At 44.6% G+C, this 13,589-nt stretch carries 7 protein-coding genes; 6 read left to right on the plus strand and 1 reads right to left on the minus strand.

Annotated features, from left to right (window positions below; genetic code table 11):
- Positions 1 to 260 precede the first annotated feature (260 nt).
- Complete coding sequence (locus tag I2I13_RS03515) at positions 261 to 605, plus strand: hypothetical protein (RefSeq protein ID WP_195648784.1); 345 nt, start codon at positions 261 to 263, stop codon at positions 603 to 605.
- A gap of 184 nt (positions 606 to 789) precedes the next feature.
- Here the strand turns inward: I2I13_RS03515 and I2I13_RS03520 are convergent, their stop codons facing one another.
- A complete protein-coding gene (locus I2I13_RS03520; RefSeq protein WP_195648785.1) occupies positions 790 to 3,147 on the minus strand; it encodes a glycoside hydrolase family 3 N-terminal domain-containing protein in 2,358 nt (785 codons plus the stop codon).
- 238 nt (positions 3,148 to 3,385) lie between these two features.
- On the opposite strand from I2I13_RS03520, the gene I2I13_RS03525 reads away from it, so the two are divergent.
- The 5 genes from I2I13_RS03525 to I2I13_RS03545 all read left to right on the plus strand — a co-directional run bounded on the left by I2I13_RS03525 (position 3,386) and on the right by I2I13_RS03545 (position 13,578).
- Positions 3,386 to 4,951, plus strand: coding sequence for a glycoside hydrolase family 43 protein (locus I2I13_RS03525; protein WP_195648786.1), 1,566 nt, complete (start codon positions 3,386 to 3,388; stop codon positions 4,949 to 4,951).
- A gap of 241 nt (positions 4,952 to 5,192) precedes the next feature.
- Positions 5,193 to 8,285 (plus strand): SusC/RagA family TonB-linked outer membrane protein, encoded by a 3,093-nt coding sequence (locus I2I13_RS03530; RefSeq protein ID WP_370540797.1) that lies wholly within the window; start codon positions 5,193 to 5,195, stop codon positions 8,283 to 8,285.
- A 27-nt stretch (positions 8,286 to 8,312) separates the two neighbouring features.
- A complete protein-coding gene (locus I2I13_RS03535; protein ID WP_195648788.1) occupies positions 8,313 to 10,046 on the plus strand; it encodes a RagB/SusD family nutrient uptake outer membrane protein in 1,734 nt (577 codons plus the stop codon).
- Between the two features lie 12 nt (positions 10,047 to 10,058).
- Positions 10,059 to 11,858: a hypothetical protein gene (locus I2I13_RS03540; protein WP_229128556.1), complete on the plus strand. Its 1,800-nt coding sequence runs from the start codon at positions 10,059 to 10,061 to the stop codon at positions 11,856 to 11,858.
- Between the two features lie 10 nt (positions 11,859 to 11,868).
- Positions 11,869 to 13,578 (plus strand): cellulase family glycosylhydrolase, encoded by a 1,710-nt coding sequence (locus I2I13_RS03545; RefSeq protein WP_195648789.1) that lies wholly within the window; start codon positions 11,869 to 11,871, stop codon positions 13,576 to 13,578.
- Positions 13,579 to 13,589: the final 11 nt, after the last annotated feature.

The following is a 13,589-nucleotide window of genomic DNA, read 5'->3' on the forward strand; positions in this document are numbered from 1 at the left end:
GAGGATACGCTTGTTTTGTATTGGAGATAGTGTTTTTATTATCTATTGTGAGAAATCTGGTAAATTTAGCACCCGTAGATAATAAGTGATCGGTCTCCACGTCCATGTTGTATATATATTTGTTATATACCTCAACGGGCGTGGAGCTATTGCTTATTATTCGGGTACGGCCCACCAGAGCCTCTCACAGGATAGTACAGTAATAGTTTCCGCGCCTTTTTTATTGGCAAACGGGAACACATAATTTAAAAATGATAGTTATGAGTAACTTTACTTGTTCCCGTTCCTGTCTGATGAAGCACGATTTAGAACGCTCCGTCGACAAGCTTAGTTTTATGAAAGAAAACTGGCCTAGCTTTGCAAATATTGAAAGCGTAGACCAATTGTCAAAGGCTGAATTGCAGTGTTCTCTCTGTTTATTGAATATAGTGATAGACGGGCTGTCTAAAGATGAATTTTCATGTCCGAATAAAGAACTCATTCGTTTGGTCATCATGTATGTGTATATACAGGAAAGGTTCGATTTATGTGAAATCAAAGAACTGCATACTAAATTGGTGATGGCTCCTGTGAAGAAAAGAAAGAAATGGCTCTCTAAGTCATAGCTATTCAAGTTGTCTTTGCAAAAATGTGATGAAAGTAGTGCTTTTTGCGGTGATAGGTGACAGATGTGGTGATAGGTTAAAAAACAACCTATCACCGCCGGAAACCTCGATGAATAAGGTGTTTGATTGCCGTTGGTGATAGGTGATAGAGAAAAGTGATTTTTTATATATGAGAAGAAGCTTATTAATGAAGAGTATTTTTATTCGGAGTATTCCATACTTTCGTCTGATCGCATACAATATCAATCCATTGGTCACCGCATTTGATCTTGAAATCTCCTTTTTCCAGTCTCCACTTACCGTCATATCCGACAAATGCCAAATCGCTTCCTTTTAGTTTCAACGTAACAGTCTTTGTTTCTCCCGGTTTCAAAGAGATCTTTTCAAAGTTCCGCAGACGGATATTGTCCGGTGTACTGCTTGCCACCAAATCTTTAGAGAATAACAACACACTTTCTTTTCCGGCAACTTTGCCCGTATTGGTTACATCAATCGTGAATATCAGCTCATCATCGGCATTGAAAGTCGGTTTGTCTACTTTTAGGTTATTATATTTATAATTGGTATAGCTTAATCCGAAGCCGAACGGCCATTGAATATCCATCACCGAATCATAATTGTAGTTACCTCCCATTTGCCCCATATTTTCACAAGGTTTGTAGTCATAAGTTGCCAAAGCGTTGATTAGGCGGGGATAAGTAAACGGCATTTTTCCACTGAAGTTGGCATCACCGGCCAATAAGTTAGCAAGTGCATCGCCACCATAATTGCTTGGCAGCATGATGTTGACGACAGCTTTTGCCAAAGGCTCTATGTCATTGATAATACGCGGACGTCCTTGGTTCAGAACCAAAACGATAGGTTTACCCGTAGCGGCCAGAGCTTTTACCAGATTGCGCTGATTTTCCGATAAGGTAAGATCCGTCAGGTTACCGGGAGTTTCGCAATAAGAGTTCTCGCCAATGCAGGCGATGATAATATCTGCCTGTGTTGCCGCTGCTACCGGTTTTTCAATTTCCGGTTTGTTTTCTTCCCACCAGTTATCGTTTTTGTAAGGAGCATAGGTGACTCCCGGTTCGTAGATAATATTCTCTTTTCCGTATTTCTCACACAAAGCCTCGTAGATTGTATGATATGCCTGCGTGTAATCATCGGCAACGTGTCCCTGCCAGCTATACGACCATCCGCCATTCAGGCAACGCATGGAGTTTGCGTTCGGCCCGGTCAGCAGAATCTTTTTGCCTTTCGCTATCGGCAGGGTATGTGCGTCATTCTTCAATAACACTTCCGATTCTTCGGCAGCCTGGAGGGCAACGGCAGCAAATTCCTTAGAACCGAACTTGTCATACTTCTTAATGTCCCAATACGGATTGTCGAATAATCCCAGACGATATTTCAAACGCAACACACGGGCTACTGCATCGTCGATGCGCTCCATAGATACCTCTCCTTCTTCAACCAACTCTTTCAGATAATCGCAGAAACTCACTTCATAAGGAACCATTGACATGTCGATTCCGGCATTGATGGCAATCTTGATAGCTTCTTTCTTGGTGGCAGCAATATGATCCCGTGTGCAGAGATTGTTTATGTCCGCCCAGTCTGTTACAATCAGACCGTCCCAGTTCAAGTCTTCTTTCAGCCATTCGGTCAGTAATTCACGGTTGGCATGAAAAGGCAGGCCGTTGTCAACGCCAGAATTCACCATCACGCTCAATGCACCATGACGCACGGCAGCCAGGAAAGGAGCGAAGTGTTTTTCACGCATATCGCTGCGTGAGATGGAAGAAGGAGTACGGTCTTTCCCGGAAACGGGTACACCGTAACCCATATAGTGCTTCATACAGGCAGCTACATGGTATGCTCCGATGCGGTTCGGGTCTTCTCCCTGAAATCCCTTTACGGCCGACACGCCCATTTCTGCATTTACATAACAATCTTCTCCATAGTTCTCCCACATACGTGCCCAACGAGGGTCACGACCTAAATCGACAACCGGGGCAAACGTCCAGGGGATGCATCCTGCTTTGGTTTCATAGGCAGATATTTCGGCACTTTTCCTTGTCAGTTCCCGGTTGAAAGTGGCTCCCATGTTGATGCCTTGCGGAAACATCGTTCCGTCCAGCGTGTAGGTCGTTCCATGAATCTGGTCTACTCCATAGATGCACGGGATACCGATTTCTTTCATTGATTTCTCCTGTATCTGCTTGATGGCTTCCGCCCACTTCTCCTTCTTCTGTGCTACTCCCAGAGGGACATTCAGTAGTGAGCCTACCTTATATTTACCGATAACCGTGTCGAGCATCGCCTCGCTTAGACAGAATCCTTTCTCACGGCTGGTTTCAAGGTCAGACACCACATCAATGGTGATTTCACACATCTGACCGATCTTCTGTTCGAGAGTCATTTTTTGAAGCCATTTCCGGATGTTAGCTTCAATAGCCGGATCGGTTGGGATGGCGGGAGGGGTAGCCTGCGCGTGAGTTGTAAGGCAGGTACCGGCAAAGGCTGATACTAATACCATTTTCTTAATGCTTTTCATGAGTTGATATTTTTAGAGTGAGACTTAAAATCTACCACAAATGTAGAAAGATTTGCAGTCACTCGAAAGGGCGAAATACAATTGAATACATATGATGCCCCAATAAGATACATTCTGTGCGTATGGGGAAAACATTTGGCAGACCGGGTGTAAACGAAATACCATGTCTCCTTGAGGGAAAACATCTACTTTTGTATCGTCGGCCGGCAAAAGATGTTTAACTCTTAAATTATATTATATGCGAAACGCTTTATTCCTTATTTTCATCTCGCTTTGTTCTGTATGCAAATCATCGGCTCAAGGTTACAGTAATCCTGTAATTCCCGGTTTCCATCCCGATCCGAGTGTTTGCAAGGCAGGGGATGATTATTATTTAGTCAACAGCAGCTTTCAATATTTCCCCGGAGTGCCTTTGTTTCATAGCAAAGACCTTGTGCATTGGGAGCAGATAGGAAACTGTCTGACTCGTCTGTCCCAGCTTGATCTGACTAATGCCAATTCGGGAAGCGGTATTTTTGCTCCTACCATTCGTTACAATGATGGAGTGTTTTACATGATTACGACTAATGTTTCCGGTAAAGGGAATTTCCTGGTGCATACTACTGATCCCCGTAGTGAATGGTCGGAACCTGTCTGGCTCGAACAAGGAGGCATTGATCCTTCGCTTTATTTTGAAGACGGCAAATGTTTTATGGTCAGCAATCCGGATGGGTACATCAACCTGTGTGAGATTGATCCCCTGACAGGCAGACAGCTTTCTTCTTCCAAACGAATATGGAACGGTACCGGGGGCAGATATGCCGAAGGTCCGCACATTTATAAGAAAGACGGCTGGTACTATCTGCTGATTTCAGAGGGCGGTACGGAATTGGGACATAAAGTAACCATTGCCCGCAGTCGTTACATAGACGGTCCTTATCAGGGAAATCCGGCAAATCCTATTCTGACCCATGCCAATGAGTCGGGACAATCCAGTCCGATTCAGGGAACAGGGCATGCTGACCTGGTGGAAGGCACCGATGGTTCTTGGTGGATGGTGTGCCTGGCATACAGAATTATGCCGGGAACTCATCATACATTGGGACGTGAAACGTATCTGGCTCCGGTGCGTTGGGATAAGAATGCCTGGCCTGTGGTCAATGCCAACGGAACTATTTCTTTGGAGATGGATGTAACCACTCTGCCTCAACAGGAAATGAAAGGCAGACCGGAACGGATAGGCTTTAAAGAAGGAAAACTTTCTCCCGAATGGATTCATCTGCAAAATCCGGAAGCGAAGAATTATATTTTTACCAAAGATGGCAAACTTCGTTTGATAGCGACTCCTGTTACGCTAAGTGACTGGAAAAGTCCTACCTTTGCCGCCTTGCGACAGGAACACTTTGATATGGAAGCATCCGCTCCGGTAGTCTTGCATAAAGCGGAAGCAAATGATGAAGCGGGACTTTCCGTTTTTATGGAGTTTCATTCTCACTATGATTTATTTGTCCGTCAGGATAAGGATCAGAAACGTTCTGTTGGTTTGCGGTATAAACTGGGAGAGATTACTCATTATGCCAAAGAGGTTTCCTTGCCAACCAGTGGTGAAGTGGAGCTGGTGGTGAAGTCGGATATCAATTACTATTATTTCGGTTATAAAGTGAATGGAATATATCATGATTTGGGTAAGATGAATACTCGTTATCTAAGCACTGAAACAGCAGGTGGATTTACCGGAGTCGTCTTGGGACTTTATGCTGTATCAGCCTCTAAAGAATCAGAGATGTGCGCTGATTTTGGGTGCTTTAAGTATAAAGGAAAATAGGAAGAAAACAAATGAATCCCCTTTATAAAACAAATTCACCCCATCGTTTCCAAAACGCTCCCTATATGAATAACATTACAGAAGCGAAGTTACATACCGAATATATAATTTTGCAGTGTAGAAAACAATATGTTTTAAATTAACTATTAAACAATATACCATGAGTAAACACTTTTTTAGAAAATGCACATTTGTGCATCTCTTTAGCTTTTCGGTAATCATTCTATTATGTTTGCCGATAATGGCTGTGAAGGCTGCTCCTTCACAAACTTCAACTGTCAGTGGTGTAGTTATCTCGGCTACTGATGAGTTGCCTCTGGTGGGGGTCAGTGTCTTGGTGAAGGAGACAGCCAATGGAACGATAACCGATATGGACGGAAATTTCAAGCTGAATGTGGTATCCGGCCAGACTTTAGTCTTCTCTTATATAGGATACGTTACGCAGGAAATCGTTGTGACGGGTCAGAAATCGCTCAATGTAATATTAAAGGAAGACACCGAAATCCTTGATGAAGTAGTGGTGGTGGGTTATGGTGTGCAGAAAAAGAAACTGGTGACCGGTGCAACGGTGCAGGTGAAGGGTGAGAGTCTTGCCAAGATGAACACCAATAGCCCTTTGCAAGGTATGCAAGGACAGACACCTGGGGTGAACATTTCTTCCACTTCCGGTCAGCCGGGCTCGGATATGAAAGTCAGTATTCGTGGTCTGGGTACTGTCGGAAATTCCAGTCCGCTGTATCTTATTGATGGTGTGGGCGGCGATATTTCCACTTTGAATCCTGCTGATATAGAAAGTATCGATATATTAAAGGATGCAGCTTCGGCAGCTATTTATGGTGCACAGGCTGCCAATGGTGTAGTGTTGATTACCACAAAATCGGGCAAGGAAGGAAAGGCGCAAATTTCTTTTGATGCCTATTATGGTGTGCAGACTGTGGCACGTAAGATAAATATGCTGAATGCGAAGGAATACATGACCATTATGGACGAGCAGGCTGTTAATTCCGGAAATGCGCCTTACAACTGGAGTTCGTTCCGGAGTATTTATGATGCCAATGGAAATGTACACGACACTGATTGGGTAGACTCGATGTTTAAAGACAATACCAGGACGCAGAGTTATACATTGGGTATCACCGGAGGTTCGAAGACTTCCACTTATGCCTTATCGTTGGGATATATGAGTCAGGAAGGAGTAGTGGGCGGTAAGGACGTTTCGAACTATGAACGTTACAACTTCCGCGTCAATTCCGAGCATAAGATATTCAAGGATTCGGATTTGCTGAAAGTGGGCGAGCAGGTCAGCTTCGTATACAAAATGAACAATGGTATTTCAGTATCCGACCAATATAACAATACTTTGCGCGGCGCATTTGCCACTTCGCCGCTTGCTCCAATCTATAGCGATAACAATGTTTATGATTCTTCTTATAACGATACATCGAACTCCGATTGGTATAACGGTGACGGCAATCCTTACGGCTTGATGATGACCAACAGCAACAACAAGAACAAGACGGCAACATTCTCCGGCAATGTATATGCCGAACTGCAACCGGTCAGGAACTTGAAGTTGAGAAGCGTATTCGGGGCGGTGTACGGTTCTTCGGAATATCGTAGTTTCAATCCGCTTTATCAATTCTCAATTTATACTTATAATACGACTCGTACATCAGCCACCCAAAATATGAATCATTCTTTAGGAATGACTTGGACCAATACGGCTGCTTATGACTGGACATGCGGCAAACATGCATTCAATGCTTTAGTCGGAATGGAAGTATATCGCTATTCCGGTACTTACCTGCAGGCCAAAACCGGTGCATTGAGAGAAGGCTTTGACGACTGGGATCATGCCTATGTAGGTAATGGTACAGCTTCGAGCGCCGACGACGGAATGTCTGTCGATGGATATCCGCATGATGAAAGTCGCTCCGTTTCTTATTTTGGACGTTTCGGATGGAACTGGAAAGAAACTTATATGCTGAATGCCACCTTGCGTGCTGATGGCTCATCGAAGTTTGCACGTGGCAACCGTTACGGTGTATTTCCATCTATATCTGCAGGATGGACTCTCTCAAATGAAAAGTTCATGGAGAATACTCAGAATTGGCTTGATTATCTGAAGTTGCGTGCAAGTTGGGGGCAGGTCGGCAATCAGAACATCGATAATTACCAGTATACGGCTCCTATCACCTCTTCTAATACCCATTACATCTTCGGAACAACTGATGGTGCTCCGGCACAGTCCGGTTACTGGGGGGCGTATCCTAGCCGTCTGGCCAATGAGAACGTAACTTGGGAAACCTCGGAACAGACCAATATAGGTATTGATGCACGTTTCTTAAAAAGCCGTTTGAGTTTGACCGCCGATTTCTATATCAAGACAACTAAAGATTGGCTGGTGGAAGCTCCTATTCTGGCTACGGCAGGAACGGGTGCACCTTTTATCAACGGCGGCGATGTGAAGAATACAGGTTTTGAACTGGCTTTAACCTGGAATGACCAAGCAGGTAAAGATTTCAATTATAATATTGGTGTGAACGGTGCATATAACAAGAATAAGGTAGGGAATATTCCTACTGAAGATGGTATCATTCACGGCAAAATCAATATGTTGTATGATAATACACCGGAGTTCTACCGTGCACAGAATGGTCATGCTATCGGTTACTTCTGGGGATACGAAACTGCCGGTATCTTTCAGAACAAAGAACAGATTGCCAACTGGAATGCCGACGGAAAGCATGGCATCCTGCAGGCCGACGCACAAGCGGGTGACGTTATCTACGTAGACCAGAATCAGGATGGAATTATCGACGATAACGATAAGGTGGATTTGGGCAATGGCACTCCCGATTTTACCTACGGATTCAATGTCGGATTTAACTACAAGAATTTTGATTTCTCATTGGTAGCCTATGGAGCCGCTGGCAATCAGATTGTGCAATCGTACCGTAATCATGCCAATAGCAAGGCTAACTATACGACTGCCATCCTGAACCGCTGGACCGGAGAAGGAACCTCCAACCGGATGCCTCGTGTGACGGATACTAATATCAACTGGCAGTTCTCTGATCTTTATCTGCAAGATGGTGATTACCTGCGTATTAGTAACATCACCTTAGGCTACGACTTTGCCAAGCTGATTAAACTCAAAGCTATCAGTCAGGCCCGTTTGTATATTCAGGTACAGAATGCGTTTACTTTCACCAAATATGATGGCATGGATCCCGAAATTGGTTACGGAACCTCCGACTGGGTATCGGGTATCGACTTGGGGTATTATCCTCGTCCGCGTACATTCCTCGTTGGTGTCAATCTGAAGTTCTAATTTATAACCTTAAAAAAATCAGAGAATATGAATAATATGAAATTATATATAGTGGGAATGGGACTAGCCGTGATGTCACTTACGGGATGTACGGCAGGCTTTCTGGATGTGGAATCGAAGAAAGAATCTACTACCGGTAACTTCTACCGGACTGAGAGTGATGCGTGGCGAGCATTGATAGGGTGTTATGATGGCTGGCAGTGTACTACGTCCAGTCAGGCATGTGCTTTTTATTTTGCTTCGCAAATCATGGCGGACGAGTGCTTTGCCGGTATGGGAAATACTGACGCCCGCAACTATCAGGTGATAGATCGCTTCGATGCTACGCAATCTCCTTCCGATATGAACTTGCTGGAAACGGAATGGACCAACTATTATGCAGCAGTGTATCGATGTAATGAACTTCTGGCTCATGAAGGTCAGATATCCTGGACAAGTGACCAGACGAGAAATACTTATATGGGTGAATGTCGTGCCTTACGCGCCTTGTGTTATTTCGATATGGTCCGCCTTTGGGAAAATATTCCCTTATTCACTGAACCTGTGAATGAGAACCGTGCACAGGCCAACCCGGAAGAGGTGTACAATCTTATCTTTAGCGATCTTAAGTTTGCTGCGGATAATATTCCGGCAGGTGCATACCCTAAAAGTGCAGCTGCTTCGAATGACGGTCATATAACCAAGTTTGCTGCTGAAGCGCTGTTAGCTCGCGTTTACTTGTTTTATACAGGCTATTACGGTAAAGAACCTCAGGTAGAAGGTGTCACCAAAGCTTCGGTATTGCAGGGATTGGAAGATTTTATCTCTGTTGCGGAGACCGAAGGCTACGGGCTGGTTGAAGAATTCAAAAACTTGTGGCCGGCTGCTTCCACTTCATGGAGCCGAAATGCGGCGACAGGTGATTATACACAGACTACAACCTATGCCGGAAAAGGTAATAAGGAGGTGGTATTGGCACAGAAATTTAATTATACGCAAGACTATGACGGAAATAATGATGGAAACCGCTGGCTGGTTTATATGGGAATACGTAGTTATTTGAATCATGCACCTTACGGAAAAGGATGGGGAGGATGTACGGTCAATCCCAAAATGTGGACTGTCTATGGTGCAGGTGATGCACGTCGTGAAGCTTCTATCATCAATCTGGATAGTGAAGGTATCGCCGATGATTCGGAATATGCAAAATCATATGCCGACCAGCGTGAATACACCGGATATACGGTAAAGAAGTATACTCCGATGTCGAAATGGGTCAAAGATGAAAAGTCCGGTGCATGGTCGATTGTTGATGAAGTTTCCAGTTTAGGCAAAGGCGATTTCCAGATTTCACAATATCAGGATTTCATTGTGATGCGCTATGCTGATGTGTTGTTGATGGCTGCTGAATTAGGAAGTCCGAGCGCACAGGCATATCTCAATCAAGTACGTCAGCGTGCTTATACGGTGAATGATGGTAAGGGAAACTTGTCGGTTTCAGGTGATTATCGGGAAGTTGCGGTCACAAAAGAAAATATAATAAAGGAGCGTATGCTGGAGTTTGCTTTTGAAGGACAGCGTTACTGGGACCTGCTGCGTCAGGGTGTGGATTATGCCGCTTCGCAGATTGCAGGCACTACGTCGGTTGTCAGCGGGGGAAATCCCGAGGATGTAAGCATTACAGTTTCGAATATTACCGGCAAGCGAGGTTTTTCTCAGATTCCGAATAATCAGATTACACTTTCGAATGGCGTTTTGAAACAGAATGTAGGTTGGTATTAAAAAATGGAAGTTATGAATAAGATTGTATCAAAGTTATATATAGCATTGCTGGCAACGCTCGTCACATTGTTGTCGGCATGTACTCCCGAAACTTATGAATTGGGAAGTCAGGATATCGTTTCGGATGATCTGGCTGAAGGAATTGCTTTTTCGATCACGCATGATGCGGTGAATCCGAATATTGTTTATCTGAAAAGTCTGATGCCTTCAAGTTATCAGGTATGTTGGGAACATCCGCAAGGGCGGAGTCAGAGTGCGGAAGTTAAGTTGCAGATGCCGTTTGAGGGGGAGTATAGCGTGAAGTTCGGTGTACAGACACGAGCCGGAATAGTGTATGGTCCCGCTGCAAAGTTTTCCATCGACAGTTTCTGTGCCGAATTTGTGAATGATGCTTTGTGGACTTATTTGTCGGGAGGGGTCAACAATGAGAAGGTTTGGGTTTTCGATAACGGCTCGTATGGCTTTGCTGCGGGTGAAGTGACTTATGCTGATCCGAGCACGACCGTAGAGTGGAACAACTGGAGTGCCAATTGGGATCCGGGCGTCGGTCATTCGGGAGATGATGCCATTTGGGAGAGTACGATGACTTTCGGTCTGACTGGCGGAGCGAACGTGACAGTTTATAATTCTTCTTCACAGAGCACAACCGTAGGTACATTTATGCTCAATGTGGACGATCATACCATCACGTTTACTGACTGTGAACTGTTGCACACGCCTTCATGGTCGGACAGAAGTACGAACTGGAACCGGAATCTGAAGTTGCTCGAACTGGATGAAAATCATCTGCGAATCGGGGTGATGCGTGACAATAGTGAAGGACCCTGGTGGTTGATATGGAACTTTGTTTCAAAAGAATATGCCGACAATTATGTGCCTGAAGATAAACCCGATCCGGAACCGGTATTGCCTGACGGATGGGAAGACATGGTATCAGAAGTCGTGACCACAGAAATCAAATGGACGATGTCGCCTGATGTTCCGTTCGACTGGGCAAATCTGGATGGTAGCCTGATGAATAACTTTACGGCCGGTAACTATCCTGATTGGGCAGCTCCGGTCAGCGGATTGGAGAAACTTGCTTTGACTTTGAATTCAAGTACGATGACATATTCCCTTATTTTGCCCGATGGTACTTCTTCGGATGGAACCTACAGTTTGGATAAAAAAGGTGTTTACACCTTCAGCTTACCTTTGCCTGCCTATCACATCGGAGGTGGTGATATTATGTTTGGAGCAGATGCTAACAACCAACTCCGTATCTTAAGTATTGAGAGTGTAGGAGGATCGGTGATGGGTATGTGGCTTGGTGCACGCAGCTCTGAAAAGGATGAATACCAGGCTTATCATTTTGTGCCCAATGCCGGGGGAAGCACAGAACCGGAGGCAACCACTATTACTGTTGACAACAATAAATTGGTGTGGGGACATCTGGAGAACGATAAGAATAATTTCCGTATCGAACTGTACAATCAATATGGTCAGACAGCGTCTGCATCTCCGGTTGATCCGGCAAGCATTGTGTTCGACTATTCAATGGAACTGACTTTCACTATTAGCGGACTGAGTGGCGATGCGGCCACCAAGGAATATAATGCAGGTCTGATGTGTACGGCAAGTGGTTGGTGGCCTAGTTATTCGGGTACGAGTGATGTAAAAGTGAAAGGCAACGGTACTTATACTATCAACATTAAACCAGAAGCGGCATATAACGGTGTAATCGTATTTGTGATTGATATCATTGATATGTTCAGTGACATTGCAGAACCGGATAAAGTGAACGTTACTATAGATACTTTAAGAATCTTGTAATTGAATGAGTATGAATAAGATTTGTAGCCTTTGGACTTATTATATTTTCTGTTTGGCAGGTGTTTTGCTTATTTCCTGTACGGAAGATGAAGTAGCGGAAACTCCTTTCATCACAGTCTCAAAGCAAGAACTGACTTTCGGTAAGAGTGGAAGCGAGACTTTACTCTATATACAATCAAATGTGTCTTATGAAGTAGTGTCGGATTCGCCGGAGTGGTGCAGCATCACCCGGCAGGAATCGGACTCAAAAAAGACTGGCAAGTATTTGGTTAGTGTAACTGCTAATCCTGATACAGAATCCCGTTCGACTACGATTAAGGTGACAGGAAGTGAAATGAATGAGGTGGTACAGGTGAGTCAGCTTGCCAGTGATCTTTTAGTGGGGGAAACACACGAAGTGACAGTTGCCGGTGAAGGAGAAAACTTTTCTATTAAGATGCAGGCATCCGGAGATTATGAGATAACGATCGATGCCGGATGGCTTCATCATAACTCCTCACGTGCTCTGACTGAAAAGGTGGAGACATTTACCGCCGATCCCAACGTTGGTAATGAAGTTCGTACAGCCGTCATCACATTCATGCTGAATGACCTTATAGAATCGGTTACCGTGATTCAACAGGTTTCTTCGATACCGGAAGCAGATATGACAGGCATGGAGAAGAATGCGATGGAATTGATGAAGGAAATCGCGATTGGATGGAATCTGGGTAATTCGCTGGAAGCTACCGGTGGAGAAACTGCTTGGGGAAATCCGGCTACTACCAAAGCCATGATTACCAAAATAAAGGAACTTGGATTTAGTGCGGTACGCATTCCTTGTGCTTGGAATGATTATCTGGCAAGTGATGGAAGCTATGAGATACAGGCGTCGTGGCTCAACCGTGTGAAAGAAGTAGTAGACTATTGTGTGGATAACGAACTGTATGTTATTCTTAATATCCATTGGGATGGTGGGTGGTTGGAGAATGATATACCAAACGGCTATAATAAAGCTGTAGACCAAAAGCAACGGGCTTTGTGGCGTCAGATTGCTACTTTCTTTAGAAATTATGACGAGCATCTGATTTTTGCTGGCTGCAACGAACCGAATGTTGAGGATGCCGATGATATGACAGTACTGCTACAGTATGAACAGACATTTGTAGATGCCGTTCGCGCTACGGGAGGGAAAAATGTGTATCGTAATCTCATAGTACAGGGACCTGCTACGGATATTGACAAAACTATCCAATGGATGGGGCAGTTGCCCGAAGACCCGACGGACGGGCGTATGATTGTTGAAGTGCATTATTACAGTTCGTGGCAATTCTGCGGAATGGAGAAAGACGAGAGTTGGGGAAAGGCTTTCTATTTCTGGGGAGAAGAGAATCGCGGGTATGCTGTTGGCAATTACGAAGGTCGTTGGGACAATATTGGCGGAGAGGAATACATGAAAGCTCAATTTCAGAAGCTGAAGACCCGGTTTGTAGAACAGAATATTCCGGTACTCATCGGTGAGTTTGCGGCTATCCGTCGTCAATTGCAGGATGAAGAAGCCCAAAGAGGACATGACCTGTCGCGTGCGGCGTTCGACAGATGTGTAGTGCGTCAGGCGCGTGCTCATGGACTGGTTCCATTCTATTGGGATCGTGGGGACGGTGTTTTGAATCGCAATACGTTGGACATTTATGACAAATTGGAGTATAACGCTCTGATAGAGGGACTCGCGACAGAATAGTCCGGATAAGA

The organism is Bacteroides sp. D55t1_190419_B8 (genome assembly GCF_015558905.1).
Taxonomy (GTDB): domain Bacteria; phylum Bacteroidota; class Bacteroidia; order Bacteroidales; family Bacteroidaceae; genus Bacteroides; species Bacteroides vicugnae.